Origin of the sequence: Sphingobacterium sp. SRCM116780, assembly GCF_021442025.1 — a bacterium.
Lineage (GTDB): Bacteria > Bacteroidota > Bacteroidia > Sphingobacteriales > Sphingobacteriaceae > Sphingobacterium.
This window is the reverse complement of the sequence record NZ_CP090446.1, coordinates 3,112,147-3,127,401: the sequence shown is the minus strand read 5'-3', so window position 1 is coordinate 3,127,401 and position 15,255 is coordinate 3,112,147. Positions and strand designations below refer to the sequence as shown.

Genomic DNA, 15,255 nt, shown 5'->3' with positions numbered 1-15,255 from the left:
GTACGTTTATACGAAAGCTATCATCAAACCGATTTGAATATTCCATGTCATTTTTATTACAGGAAACAAATGATAAGCTCAATAATAAAGATAATAAATAAAGGATCTTTTTCATAAAAGTTTATGCTAATTAGTTAACCTATGTAACGCGAAGATTATTCAAAATACTATAATATAAAGAAAGCCACTGATGTGGCTTTCTTTATTAAGTTAAAAAAAATTAGTTAACGTCCCAGAATAATTTTGTATTCGGATTGTCCTGGTCTTTAACGACATTATAGTTCGCCTCATTATATGTTGCTTCAGCCTGTGGTAAAGTCAACTTAACTGGCACAGTTTTTTGAATGTCAGAACTAAAGGTAGGAATCGTAAATTTAGGATAATCTAGCCTTCTTACTTCTGACCAGTTTTCTACCGCTTGAAACAAGTTGAAGTGTAACCATTTTTGCGTTGCAATCAATTGAATTTTGTTGCTGGCGGCATCCCAATTAACAGTTGAAATGAACGTTGCAATTTCAGCAGCAGTTGGTACAGCAGCAGCAGGAACTGTTTTATCGTCACTTTTCTTGCTGATACTGCTATATAAGTTAATGGACTCTTTTAATCCATTTTCAAATGCTGCTTTTGCAGATCCTGCATTTCCCGTTTTATTATAATACTCTGCCAAAAGGAAATTTACTTGCGAAGCACTAATCAGAATACCCGGGATGTATTTATTTCGAGATAACGTATGTCTATTATAGATCGTTAACGTATTTCCTCTTACTAAAGTAGATTGTTCATTATTGTTCAACGATTGATCCAAACCAATGTATACTCCAGCAGCTTTATCACCTGTCTCAAATAAAATAGGAAGTCTAGGATCATGTGTACTGACCATTTGGTCAATCATGGGTTTACTCGCTATATTCGCATACCATCCATCCGTTTCAAAAGCACCCTTAATATCTTCAGATTTGATATCTGAACTTACATTAAAAATATCAATTTGAGCGTTTTCACTATTTGTGAGAATCAACGGATACTTTGTTTGGTTCTTAACGATTTCATCAATTTCAGCCGTTGCTCTACTTGCAAATTGGCTGCTTGCCGATACACGTGTCAGCATTCTTAGACGAAGTGAATTACAATATTTTTTCCAAAGTTCTAAATCACCATTATTAATTAAATCTTGAGTTTTGAAAGAACCTGCAAAAGTTGCTGGAATTTGCAATGTATTAAGATCCTCACTCATGATTTTTAAATCATCAAGCATTGTGGTATAGATATCTACTGCTTTGTCATATTTCGGATAGGAAATAGTATAGTCTCCACCATTAGCCATTAGGTTTCCTGCTTCTGTCCAAGGAATGTCGCCTACTAGATCAACCATTTGTTGTGTTTGATCATAGAATAAAACTTTCGCAGCTAAAAGCATCGCTTTTTTATTTGCTTTGTCTTCTTCACTTTGATTATTGAATAACCGTATAAATTCTTTGTATTGTGTAAGACCTGCATAGTATTTATTCCATCTTTCTTCAATAGCAGCGGAGCCCGGGACTAATTGGTTCGCTTGGTTAAGTGAACCTAGGTTTTGAATGTAAAGATTAATGGTAGGACGGAGTGTAATAAAGTAATTCCCGTATGTTGGAATGATTAACGCCCTAAAATCATAAATTATCCCAGTGAATTGTTTTTCTATACTTGATTCGGAGACTTTTGCTGGATTTTTATAATAATCGGCAAAAGTATCTTTTTTACAAGATGTTATCGTTGAAAATGAAGCTACACAGAGCCCCATCATTATAAGTGACTTTTTCATTATTTTTTTCTTTAGAAGCTAGCACGTAGCATTAAACCATAAGTTCTAGTTGCAGGAGAAGTTCCAGCATTTGAAACACTATTAATCCAATTGGATCCACCAGTCATTTGCTCAGGATCTAAATCTTTAATCGATCTGTAAATGAAGAATAAATTACGACCAAATGCAGATAATTGAACATTTTTTGCTCTTAATTTACTAGCGATTGAACTCGGCAATTTATATCCTAATGAAATTTCACGCATTTTAAGATAATTGTTTTTTTGAACATATAGTTCATAACGTGATTGAGAATATTGAGGTCCTCCCCAATTATAGGTGTTGTTATAGTAAGTAGCTTGCGAAATAACATTACTGTTCTCCGTTCCGTTGGCTAGTTTTCCATCCATTAACATTCCATCATGATAAACAATTTCACCATTTGGACCTGCAGTAGAATTGGTTGCGACACCCATCGTATTACCTGCAGCATCTTTTGTTTGGTAATAACTAAGACCGCCATGCTCCGTATCCATATTATTTAAACTCTCTTCTAATAAACCACGACTGATCATCCAATTGATACCTGTAGGCATCACGCTGCCTCCTAACCTGAAGTCCATTAATAAATCTAACGAAAAGTTCTTGTAAGAAAAGTTGTTGATAAATCCTCCAGTAGCTTTTGGCATTGCATTTCCAGCTTTGATCCATGAATTTCCATCAATTTCATAAAGCCCATTTGCTGCCACAACTTTGTCTCCATTTTGATCTGTTTTAACTGGGCGCACCATGATGTCTCCCATAGACTCTCCGACATTAGCAACGAGTTGAGCTGCTTTACCATCGTAATCTCTTAATAATAATGAACCTGCATTACCTGGTAAAGAAATTACTTTGTTTTTATTCATAGAGAAATTAAGAACAGTATTCCATTTGAAATTCTCATGTTGGATTGGTGTGCCATTAATAGCAAATTCCCATCCTGTGTTGCGTAAACTTCCTACATTGGCAAGAATAGAATTTGCACCAGATGTAATAGGTAGCGTATAATTTAGAATTTGATCTTTAACCAATCCATTATAGTAAGTTATATCTAATCCTAAACGTCCTTTGAGCATTTTTGTTTCTAAACCAAACTCAACCTCATTTTTAGTTTCAGGTTTGATATTCTCGTTGCCAAATTCTGTTGTTGGAACTGTGGTATAAATAACGGATGTACCACCATCAGCTTGTGGTCCTAATGTTTTTTGCGTGTAGGATAGTGCACTTTTATAAATATCAGGATAATTACCCACTATACCCCATGATCCTCTTAACTTGGCATAACTAAAGATTTCTGGTAATTTAACAGCATCAGAGAGAATAAAACTTGTGTTTAAGGATGGGTAATATAAAACATTATTGTCAGGATTCATCGTAGAAATACGTTCACGTCTTAATGTTCCTTCAACATTCCAAAATTGCTTTAAATTGAAGTTTACTGTTCCGAAAACGGCATCACGTAACATGTAATTACGATAATTGTATCGGTCATTTCTTTTTGCCTGATTTAATGTGGCGTTTACGTCATACCAGTTTCTAACGGTTAAACCACCATCGGTTTCATTTTCAACATAGATGTCTTGTGAACGGGTTGCGGTATATCCTGCTACTACACCTAACTTAATGTCATCATTAAGTTGTTTGTTGTAGGTCGCCATTAAGTCTGTGTAGTAAATATTGGCATTTTGATTTCCTAATGAGAAAAAACCAGTATTACCAAAGGCTAAAGGAACCTCATTTGGTTGTTTGTCTTCTGTTTTTAATGAAGTTACATCTGCAGAGACACGTCCACGTAAAGATAAGTCATCCGTTATACTCCATGTTGCTGTATAGGAACCAATCAGTCGATTTGAATTTTCATCGTATTGTTTTGCTTTCGAGTTCCAATAGTATTCAAGAACGTCACCTCTATAACCAAAATAATGAATATCTTCAGCAGGAGTCAACGATTGTGTTTTTGGGTCTTTGATCACATATTTATAACCAAGACTTGTTTGGTATTTATTTAAATACCAATCCGGATTGTCAAACGTGGAAATCATCCCTGTGAAATTGTTAATTAAACGATCTGTTAGGAGCGGTCTATTGTGTGTTTGTTGGTTGATAAAGTTGACAACAACATCATTTTTAAATTTTTTCCATAATGTGAAACTTGCATTCAGATTCGCAATATTTTTTTTGTTATAGGAATCCATCGCAGTCATTTGGTTATCTTGACGTGTAATAGAGAATCGAATATTTGAGTTCTCCGTAGCGTTTCCTATCGCAAGATTGAAAATCGAATTATTCGGGTTGTTGAAAAATTTATTGTAAGAATTCTGCGCACTGTATGGTCTTACTTGACCATCCCAAGAAATGATATCTTGACCATCAAACTTTGGTCCGAAATTGATTCCCGAGTTCATAACACCTCGATTCACCCCATTAATTGCTTCAGCTGGAGTATAATAATAAAACAGATCATCTGATTGTTTATCGTTTTGATAAGCCTTAGAATACCCTGGTCCTCTAACATCTTGAAATCTTGGTAAATAAGCAATCTGATCATGTGCGTATGTGGCATTAAAATCAACAGAGAATCCTTTTCCAGCTTTTCCTGATTTTGTTGTCACTAGTACAACACCATTCATCGCTTCTGATCCATATAATGCGGCAGCGGAAGCACCTTTCAAGATGCTGATATTTTCAATATCTTCTGGATTAAGATCTTCTAATCCGTTACCACGAGCACGTTGGTCCCCCCAATAATCGGAGTTATTAAAGGAACTTTGACGCATCGGTACACCATCTATGATAACCAAAGGTTGGGAGTTACCTGTAATGGAGTTTGTACCACGGATATTGATATTGACACCTGAAGTGGCACCACCTGGAGCAGCTGAAATACGTACGCCTGGAGCTTTACCGTATAAGGCACCAGCAAAGTTAGGGGAACCTGTCTTAGTCAACTCTTTCGAATCGACCGTACTCATGGCATATCCCAATTCTTTAGGGGCTCTCTTGATACCCATAGCTGTTACCACAACCTCGTCTAATGCAGATGCATCCTCTTGTAGTGATACATTAATCGTTTTAGTTGACCCAACTGAAATTTCTGTGGCTTTATAACCGACCATCGAAAATCGCAATGTTTCTCCCTGAGCTGCTTGGATAGTAAAACTACCATCTGGGCCTGTTTGCGTTCCGCGTGAGGTTCCTTTTATAGAAACGCTAACACCGGAAATTGGTCCTGTAGCATCCGTTACCTTTCCTGTAACAGATTGCTGTGCGAATAACGCTGATGCACTAAATAATGTGCATAACGCCAATCCCGCACTTTTTTTGTAAAAATAACTCATACGTTAAGGGTTGATAAGTTTTAATTAGTTTGGTGTTATTAGTGTGTGTATTAAGTTTTCGATAATAAACGCTGCTGTACCTAAGCTTTGCGCTCTCTTATTTAAATCTGATATTTTTAATTCTGTGGCTTTTGCTAACCGAGGGATACAAAATTCGTTGACTGCGGTTTGGATTTGAGGCATCAAAATATCGCCTGCCTTGGCTCCTCTTCCGCTAATAATGATCGCTTCGGGGTTGACAATATGGATCAATGTGGCGATTCCCTTTCCGAGCATATAGCCAATTTTTCCTAAACTGGCAACGGCCAATTGATCACCTTTTAATGCATGTTCCAATAAGGCATCTCCTTGCGCTAAGAGATTGCTATACTGTTCCGATTCTAGACTTGATTTTTCTCCAGCGACTAATGCGGTCTCGACGTTTTTTAAGGCAGCCGTTAGAGAAGCTTCCACTTCCAGACATCCTTTTTTTCCGCACGAACATAATTCATTGCTATCACTCAATGGGATATGACTGAATTCTCCAGCATAACCACTAGAACCTTTGAAGATCTCATCATTGACAATGATACCTAAGCCTACTCCCCAGTTTAAATTGATAACCAGTGAGTTTTTTATATCTTTTGCAACACCAAATTTCTGTTCTGCAAAAGCAATACAGGTGGAATCATTTTCGAGAATAACAGGTACTTTAAAGTGATCCGCAATATGTTTTTTTATATGATACAGCTTGGCCTGTTTGTCAAAAGAATCATTGATACCTATAGAGGGATCGACAAATCCAGGCATGCTGATACCAAAACCAAGAAAATTGGATAACGGAATATTGGATTGCTCCAACACTTGCTCAATAACACCAATAATAGTGGAAAGGCTTTTCGGATTTGAAACTAGAGGATTATATATATCCGTACTTTCATGAATGATATTATTTTCTAGATCGTAGATTTGAATCGAGGTATAGAACTGATCCAGTATGATAACTAATGTATATGTTGATCGCTTGTTGTTAACTTTGAATTGAATCGCCCTTCTTCCACCAGTTGATACAGCAAAACCATTCTCTTCAACAAGATTCATCTCCAATAATGAATTTATTGATTTAGTAATGAGTGGTATACTTTTATTAAACGTTTTACTTAGATCCGCAATCGATTGCGATTCTTGAAAGTAAAGTGCTTTCAAAATTTGGCAGTTTATCATACTGTGGTTTGTTGATTTTCGCAATGTGGCTGTAAATAAATGAAATTTATTTTAATATAGCAACAACTTTATAATTTTTTTTAAAAAGTGGGTGTTACTTTTGTTTTTAATTCTAGTAGAATGAGGATTGTGTAAGAGATTAAAATCAATAACGAGTATTGTTGTAACGAAATTATGATACCTAAGTTTGTATTACTGATCACTTCATATGCTATAGAATTCTTGTTTTGCTTAGTGCTTTGGATAACTAAAACGCTCTTCAAATTGATTTTCAGATTTTTCTGTATACAATAAGATAAGTGATAAACAAGAAATGTAATAATGTGGATACAAACTAAAAGCTCTCTTCATAAATCAAGCATCCGAAATTTTTAGTCATAAAAAAAGCATGTCCAAAGACATGCTGTAAAAAAGGAAAGCTACCGAAGTAGCTTTCTTTATTAAGATTTTAAAATTTTAGTTTACGTCCCAGAAAAGTTTAGTTGTCAAATTATCTTTATCTTTTACGTTTTGATAATTGACTGGATTATAAGTTCGTTCATTTTCAGGATACAGCAATCTTGTAGGAGGCATTGGGCTTTGTTGAGATCCATTATCTTTAACAAATGTCAATTTAGGAAAGTTTGTTCTCCTATACTCTGCCCAAGCATGTTGTGCTTGAATAGGTGAAAAATTCAACCAATTTTGTGAAGCAATTTTTTCTAGCTTTTCTTGTTTTGAACCTGAGTAAGCAATTAATGCATTGGTTAAAAAAGTATTAATTTGAGATTCAGTTGGCTTCGTTTTAGGAACATAAGCTGTACCATCAGCATTGTCATTTAAACTATTGACGTAGTACCAAAAATCGATAGATTGTTTTATCCCGTTTTTATATTCCATTTCAGCTGAGTTTCCAATACCCCATCTTTCATTAGCTTCTGCTTTCAGAAAAGACACTTCCGCTGGTGTAATAATGATCCCAGGGAATTTATCATTTCTGCTAAATGTAGCAGAATCTACACGTGATATCAGATTACCATTGATCTGGTTTTCTTGAGTTGTTTCATCAAGATTAGGATCCAAACCTAAATATTCTCCTTTGATGTTTTTCGAGAAAAATACTTGTAAACGAGGATCTGCCGAAGGTTTCATTAAATTATTGATAATATACCCAGGAGCGTAGTTGAATCCAGAACTTTCAAATGAATTTTTAATACCATCTACACCAACAACACTTCTTAATTGAGTGCCCCGTGCATCAATTTTTATTGAATTCGCAATGGTGGTAACAACTGGATATAAAGTTGGGTTAGTAAGGATTTCATTGACTACTTGTTTGGCTTTTGTTTCGTTTGCATAACTAATGCGCATTGCTAAACGTAGTCGTAATGAATTGGCATAAATTTTCCATTTATCCAGATTTCCTAAATTTAATAAATCAGCTTTATCAAACATTTGTTTGTAATAGGTTGTTGTCTTATTATTATTTAGGTCGTCTGCAATTACCTTTAAGTCATCAATCATTTGATTGTACAATGCTTCTTGGTCATCATATTTTCCATTGATAATATCTCCACCTGTTAAAATGACTTGACCAGCTTCAGAAAATGGGATATCTCCCCACATGTCAATCATTTGTGCAGTTTGATCGTATAGGAAAACCTTACTGGTTTGAACGAAAATTTTATACCCTTCTTTATCTTCGTTCGTTGTTAATGTTTCATAAAATTTAGTTATTTCTTTATATGAAGCTAATGGAGCTGTATAATAGTATTGCCAGCGGCTTTGTGAATATGCAGTTTTTTGTTCATACATTCCAGGACCGGAAGTATACCCAAATAATTGTGTATAAGTCCCTAAAGTTGGCAATTGAAAAACATATAAATTCCAATATCTTGGCATTATCGTGTTAGCACTAGCTGTGCTTTGATTAAAAAGAAGTCCAGAAAAAAGTCTAGGTATATCTGCTTCTACTGAAGCTTCGGGATTATAGTAATTTTCATCAAAAGTTGACTTTTTACAGGATGAAAATGCTGTGGATAGCAATAATCCGCTTAAAATGATATTTTTGATTGTTTTTTTCATAACATTTGTTGTTAATAATTTTTAAAATGAAGCTCTTAATGATACACCAAATGATCTTGGTACCACCCCTGCATTACCAATATTGGCACGAGTAAGCCAATTGGTTCCCATAGTTGCTTCAGGATCTAAATGTGGAATGGTTTTGTGGAAGTAAAATAGATTTCTACCATAAGCCGTTATCGTTACATTTTTCGCTTTTAATTTTTTATTGATAGATTGAGGAAGCATATAAGCGAATGAAATTTCTCTCATTTTTATAAAATCGTTGTCGAAAACAGCACTTTTATAAGTTCCCGTTAATCCTGAACCTGGGTAAGCCCCCCAATAATTTGATATACGATAGAATTCTCCAGCTTCTATAATGGTACTGTTTTCAGTTCCATCTGCGCGTTTACCTTCTAGGATCATTCCATCATGGTATGTTGTAGATCCAGAAGGAGCACCATTACCAACAGGAATGAAATTTCCTTGAGAATCGGCATAGTAAGCCAAACCTCCACTGGCTTCATCTCTACCAAAAAGGGTTTCTTTATACATACCAGCACTTCGTCCATATTGGATCGATGGCGAATACACTTGTCCTCCGAATCTAAAATCAATAACCGTATTCAATGAAAATGATTTGTATGTAAATCCATTGATAAATCCTCCAACTGTTTTGGGCTGAATATTACCAGCTACAATTAGATTGTCAAAATCTGGTACATAAAAACCATCATCTCCAACTAATAAACTACCATCTTGATTTCTGGTTAAATCGTAGGTATAAATATTACCTGCCGCTTCACCAACTTTAGACCTAACATATAATGAACCGTTGTCTACATTAGAATGTTGAAGCATATCCAAATTTTCTGCTAGTTTTAATAGTTTATTGCGGTTGAATGCAAAATTGATTCGACTATCCCATGTGAAATTTGTATTTTTAACAGGAGTGAAACTCAATCCAATCTCAAGACCGTAATTTCTCATGTTGCCGACATTTTGCATGATATTATTTACACCTGTGGTATAAGCAACATCCAATGGTACAATCATATCAACAATTTTGTTATTGTAGTAGGTTAAATCCAAACCTAATCTACTGTTCAGAAACTTATTTTCTAAACCAACTTCAAACTCACGTTTAGTTTCATTTTTTAGATTATTGTTTCCATATGTTGATGGTACGACTAATGTTGGTGTTCCAGACACACTTTCTGCTGTATAGACCACATTGGCGGCATAGGTGTCAGGAGGATTACCCACGACTCCAAATGAAGTACGTAATTTACTATAATTAATAAATTTCGGCAATTTCACTGCATTGCTTAGTTCAAAAGCTGCACTTACAGAAGGATAATAGAATACATTGTTACCAGGTGCAAGTGTAGATGTTCTTTCTTGTCTTAATGATCCTTCTAAGAATAAATAATTATTGATGTCAAAGCTAACAACTCCAAATAATCCGTCTTTTACTAGATTTCTTCTTGAAGAATACCCTCTTGTCGCGCTATTTGATGCATTCATAGAGTACCAATTTCGTTGTGATAAACCACCTTCAGTATTTTGGGACGAGAAATCAAAATTTTCTTCTCTACCTTGATATCCAGCTTGAAGCGTTAAGCCGATCTTTTCAGCCAGTTTCGTATTATAAGCAAGCAAAATATCTCCATATAGAATATTGAAGCGGTTATGATTTGTGCTATAGTAACCAGATGTTCCAAGGGATAATGGTAAGGTATTAGGCTCTTTATTTTCGGAATAGAAACTGGTAAAATCTGTACCCATTGTACCTCTGATCGATAAATTATCAAGAATTTTGTAATTAATCTTTCCTGTTGCCATTAACCTATTGGAATATTCATCATATTGTCTCTCGTTTTGCGTCCAGTAGTACTCCATATAATCAGTTCCAGATACAGTAAGGTCAAAAGCTTCCTCAGGGTTTTGTGCACGGTTACCAGCTGTAACATATTTATAACCTTGACTAGTTTTATAATACTTTTTAAACCAATCAATGTTATTAACTGAACTTAAAAAACCCGTATAGTTATTCGTCATTCTATCAATCATGTAAGGACGATTGTTGATATGCTCATTAACATAGTTCGCAATAATACTTACATTTAGTTTCGGGGAAAGATTGTAGTTGGAATTTAAATTAAACGTATTTTTGTTCTGTGGCCCACTTTCCATAACCCCTTGGTACGTGTTTCTTGTATAAGAAACCCGATAGTTCGATTTTTCGTTAGAGTTCGAAATAGCAAGATTATAGATACCACTTCGTCCATTTTGATAAAATTTCTTATAGTTGTCCTTATAAGCATTATAGTTTCTCACTTCTCCATCCCAGTAAATAACTTCGGAACCATCAAAACGAGGTCCAAACTGTCCCCAAGCACTGAAACGAGGTTGTTTGATGATATCACCTTCTTTATAACCCGCTGGAGCAGCGATATTATAAGTCGTTGAGACATTCGGGGTACCAAACCAAATTCGGCCATTGGAAATCGTTCTATGAATAAAACCATCAGCTTCTACACCTGCGGCTGCAGTTCTTGCGTAACCTGGTCCGAAATCATATTGATAATCTGGAAGTATACCAACTTGTTCAATACCTTGAGATAAACTGAAATCGACACCAAAACCTTGTGAACCTTTACCACTTTTAGTAGTAATCACGACAACCCCTGCTGCTGCATCGGATCCATAAAGTGCCGATGCTGCGGCTCCTTTTAGAATGTTGATGCTTTCTATATTTTCAGGATTTATATCTAAAATACCATTTCCTCTAATGCGTTGGTCACTCCAAAAACCACTGTTATTTACTTCTTCATTTCTAGTAATGATTCCATCTACTACAATTAGTGGTTGTTTTTGAAAACTAATGGAGTTCATATTTCCCCGAATATCAATACTCACTGCAGAGTTACCTCCTCCTGCATTTGTATTAATGGATACTCCTGTAGCTTTACCGTATAGTGCACTAGCAAAGTTTGTGGGAGAGGTTTTAATGATGTCTTCACTTTTAACTGTGGAAACAGCATATCCAACTTTACGTTGTTCCATAGTTCTTCCCATAGCGGTTACGATAACCTCATCTAATGCTCCTGCATCTTCTTGCAACGAGATGTTAATCGTTTTAGTTGATCCAACCACAATTTCTGTGGCTTTGTAACCGACCATAGAAAAACGTAATGTTTCGCCTTGTGTCGCTTGGATGGTGAAACTACCGTTGGCTCCTGTTTGTGTTCCGCGTGATGTTCCTTTTACGGAAACGCTAACGCCAGAAATTGGTCCTGTAGCATCTGTTACCTTTCCTGTAACAGATTGCTGTGCGAATAACGCTGATGCACTAAATAGTGTGCATAACGCCAATCCCGCACTTTTTTTGTAAAAATAACTCATACGTAAGGATTGATAAGTTTAAATTAATTTGGTTTTATTAGTGTGTGTATTAAGTTTTCGATAATAAAGGCTGATGTGCCTAAGCTTTGTGCCTGTTTATTCAAGTTTGATATTTTTAATTCTGTTGCTTTTGCTAACCGAGGAATACAAAATTCGTTGACGGCAGTCTGAATATGGGGCATTAAGATCGTATCTGCTTTAGCTCCTCTTCCACTAATAATAATGGCTTCCGGGTTGAGAATATGGATCAACGTAGCGATTCCTTTTCCAAGCATATAGCCAATTTTTCCTAAACTGGCAATGGCTACCTGGTCACCTTTTAACGCATTTTCCAATAAGGCGTCTTCTTGTGCTAGAAAATTATTATACTGTTCTGTTTCCAGACTTGACTTTTCTCCTGCTATTAATGCTTCCTGCACATTTTTTAAAGCAGCAGTTAAAGAAGCTCCTACTTCCAGACATCCTTTTTTTCCGCAGGAACATAGTTCATTACTATCACTTAATGGAATATGGCTAAACTCTCCTGCATAGCCACTGGATCCCTTAAAAATTTCGTTATTGACAATGATACCTAAGCCTACGCCCCAGTTTAAATTGATAACCAACGAGCTTTTTATATCTTTTGCAACACCAAACTTCTGCTCTGCAAAAGCAATACAGGTCGAGTCATTTTCAATAATAGTAGGTACTTTAAAGTGTTCAGTGATGTGTTTTTTTATATGGTGTAACTTGGACTGTTTATCAAAAGAATCATTGATACCCTTAGTTGTATCCACAAATCCAGGCATGCTGATACCAAAACCAAGAAAGTTGGACAATGGAATATTGGATTGCTCTAATACTTGTTCCACAGCAACAATAATGGTTGAAAGGATTTTAGGGTTTGAAACTAACGGATTATATATATCTGTGTTTTCCTGAATAATATTATTTTCCAGATCGAAGATCTGAATGGAGGTATAGAACTGATCCAGTGCAATAACCAATGTATATTTCGATCGCTTGTTGTTGACTTTGAATTGAATAGCCCTTCTTCCGCCAGTGGATACGGCAAAACCATTACCTTCAATGACATTCATTTCCAATAATGAATTTATCGACTTTGTAATAAGGGGTATACTTTTATTAAACGTTTTACTTAAATCCGCAATCGATTGTGATTCTTGAAAGTAAAGCGCTTTCAAAATTTGGCTATTCATAATACTTGGGTTAATGGCTCTTACTTGTATTGCGAGTAAAGAAATAAAAAAAAAATTAAAAAAACAATAACTTTATAACTTTTTTTAATAAGTATTCATTTCTTATGCATTTTTTGGTGTTTAAATATTGTTTTATTTGTAACTTTTTTAAAAGTTTAAACGTATAACGTTATTTGTGTAACTTTTTTATAGCATTACGAAAAATGATAATTTGATATAAAGTAGTTAGATTTTGGAATTACTCCAGTTGTTTATGATGGTTTGATAGCTGTAATTTTTGTTTTCGAGACCTATATGATTCTGCTTAGGAAAGTTCTGCTGTTTTTCATCTAAAAATAATATCTTTGGTTTATAACCACTATGTATGAAACAACGCTATTATTCACTTGATGTATTTCGCGGAGCGACAGTTGCTTTGATGATTATGGTCAATAACCCAGGAACATGGTCGCATATGTTTGCACCATTAAAACATGCCGAATGGCATGGTTGTAGCCCAACAGATTTAGTTTTTCCTTTCTTTTTATTTGCTGTCGGCAACGCAATGTCTTTTGTAATTCCGCGCTTGCAAGAAGCTGGTGATGCTGTTTTTTGGAAAAAAGTCATCAAGAGAACCGTTCTAATTTTTGCTATCGGATTGTTTTTGAACTGGTTTCCCTTTGTGCAATGGACGGGGGATTCTTTGGGATGGAAACATTGGGTGAATCCTGATCATGCCGAAAAAGGTATTCGTATATTGGGTGTGCTACAACGAATCGCTTTGGCTTATTGCTTTGCTTCTATTTTGGCTTATTATTTCAAAGAGAAAACCCTCATTTGGATTTCAGCGTTTATACTCCTTCTTTACTGGGCTATTTGTGCTTTTGCAGGTCAGGCGGGAGATCCTTATAGCTTGGCTGGTTGGTTTGGCACCTCGTTGGATATTCAAATTTTAGGCATGGCACATGTCTATAAAGGAGAGGGTGTACCATTTGATCCAGAAGGATTGATGAGTACGTTGCCAACTATTGTGCAGGTTGTGTTTGGTTATTTAGTTGGAACGTATATTAAAAAGCAAGGTCAAGTAGATTGGTTGTGGTCTAAGGTGCCAGAAAGTAAAGAGCCACATTTTAAATTACTCTCCGGATTATTGGTTACTGGATTTATCTTAGTGGTATTGGGTTGGATCTGGTCATTGGGATTCCCAATCAATAAGAAAATATGGACAAGTTCATATGTGCTTTATACTGTTGGTTTAGGAACGATGACAATTGCTGCTATGATCTGGTTTATCGAAGTGCAAAGCGTGAAGAATACACTAACCAAGTTTTTTGATGTTTTTGGAAAGAACCCGTTATTCATTTTTGTTTTGAGTGGTGTTTTACCTCGACTAGTGGAACTAGCGCGTATTCCTGATGGAGTAGGGGAAAATGGAGAAGCGGCATATACAAATGCTTTTACTTGGTTCTACACGACAATATGTAAACCATTGCCTGGCGCACCTGAAGTAGGTTCTTTTGCATACTCGTTGTGTTTTTTAGCGCTGATGTGGGTGATTTGTTATTATTTAGACAAGAAGAAAATTTACGTAAAGGTTTAAGTCAGTGATTGGCCTAAGAATTTAAATTTATAGATAATAGCCGTTTTGTTATCCAATGGATTCCAGCATTGATAAATAGCCATCGGCTTGCATTACCAAAGTCTTACTACTAAATACTACAAACATTTGGCATTACAAAGTTTATATAGTATCTTTGCAGACAATTAACAAAAATTTTTAACGCTTTAATATTATTCAAGAGATGTATTTAAGTAAAGAGTACAAAGCAGATATCTTCGCGGAATTTGCAGGTTCGGCAACGAACACAGGTTCTACTGAAGGTCAAGTAGCTTTATTCACTAAGAGAATTGCTCACTTAACTGAGCATTTGAAAAAAAACAGAAAAGATTTTAACACACAACGTGCCCTACAAATGTTAGTAGGTAAACGTCGTTCATTATTAGCTTACCTGTACAAAACAGATATCAACCGTTACCGTGCGATCATCAAAGGTCTAGGTTTACGTGATATTATCAAATAAGCTTTTAGTACAAAACTTTAGAAAAGCCGTCTCTTTGGAGATGGCTTTTTTTGTTTTTACGTTTTGGAAATATTGTTTTTACACATATTTCCGCTATAAAATAGTTTTCTATGCTAGAGAAGAGTGTGATCAATTGCTTTTATACACAATTATAATTCCATGTAAAAGCAATTGATCTA

Annotated in this window: 8 protein-coding genes; 2 read left to right on the top strand and 6 right to left on the bottom strand. The window is 35.4% G+C overall.

The window, feature by feature from the left end; genetic code table 11:
- Positions 1–220: 220 nt before the first annotated feature.
- From LZQ00_RS13435 to LZQ00_RS13410, 6 genes are all read right to left on the bottom strand, one after another.
- A complete protein-coding gene (locus LZQ00_RS13435) occupies positions 221–1,801 on the bottom strand; it encodes a SusD/RagB family nutrient-binding outer membrane lipoprotein (RefSeq protein WP_234509793.1) in 1,581 nt (526 codons plus the stop codon).
- Positions 1,802–1,812: 11 nt separating this feature from the next.
- The gene (locus LZQ00_RS13430) at positions 1,813–5,160 is read right to left on the bottom strand and encodes a SusC/RagA family TonB-linked outer membrane protein (RefSeq protein ID WP_234509792.1); all 3,348 of its coding nucleotides are present in this window, start codon (positions 5,158–5,160) and stop codon (positions 1,813–1,815) included.
- 24 nt (positions 5,161–5,184) lie between these two features.
- Positions 5,185–6,363, bottom strand: coding sequence for an ROK family protein (locus tag LZQ00_RS13425; RefSeq protein WP_234509791.1), 1,179 nt, complete (start codon positions 6,361–6,363; stop codon positions 5,185–5,187).
- A gap of 456 nt (positions 6,364–6,819) precedes the next feature.
- Complete coding sequence (locus LZQ00_RS13420; RefSeq protein WP_234509790.1) at positions 6,820–8,427, bottom strand: SusD/RagB family nutrient-binding outer membrane lipoprotein; 1,608 nt, start codon at positions 8,425–8,427, stop codon at positions 6,820–6,822.
- 21 nt (positions 8,428–8,448) lie between these two features.
- Positions 8,449–11,817, bottom strand: a complete 3,369-nt coding sequence (locus LZQ00_RS13415) for a SusC/RagA family TonB-linked outer membrane protein (RefSeq protein ID WP_234509789.1) — start codon at positions 11,815–11,817, stop codon at positions 8,449–8,451.
- A 23-nt stretch (positions 11,818–11,840) separates the two neighbouring features.
- The gene (locus tag LZQ00_RS13410) at positions 11,841–13,016 is read right to left on the bottom strand and encodes an ROK family protein (RefSeq protein ID WP_234509788.1); all 1,176 of its coding nucleotides are present in this window, start codon (positions 13,014–13,016) and stop codon (positions 11,841–11,843) included.
- A 364-nt stretch (positions 13,017–13,380) separates the two neighbouring features.
- Between LZQ00_RS13410 and LZQ00_RS13405 the strand changes: the two genes are divergently transcribed.
- Both LZQ00_RS13405 and rpsO read left to right on the top strand, forming a co-directional pair.
- Positions 13,381–14,595: an acyltransferase family protein gene (locus tag LZQ00_RS13405; RefSeq protein WP_234509787.1), complete on the top strand. Its 1,215-nt coding sequence runs from the start codon at positions 13,381–13,383 to the stop codon at positions 14,593–14,595.
- A gap of 202 nt (positions 14,596–14,797) precedes the next feature.
- Positions 14,798–15,076 (top strand): 30S ribosomal protein S15, encoded by a 279-nt coding sequence (gene rpsO, locus LZQ00_RS13400; RefSeq protein WP_021191167.1) that lies wholly within the window; start codon positions 14,798–14,800, stop codon positions 15,074–15,076.
- The last annotated feature ends 179 nt before the right edge of the window (positions 15,077–15,255 follow it).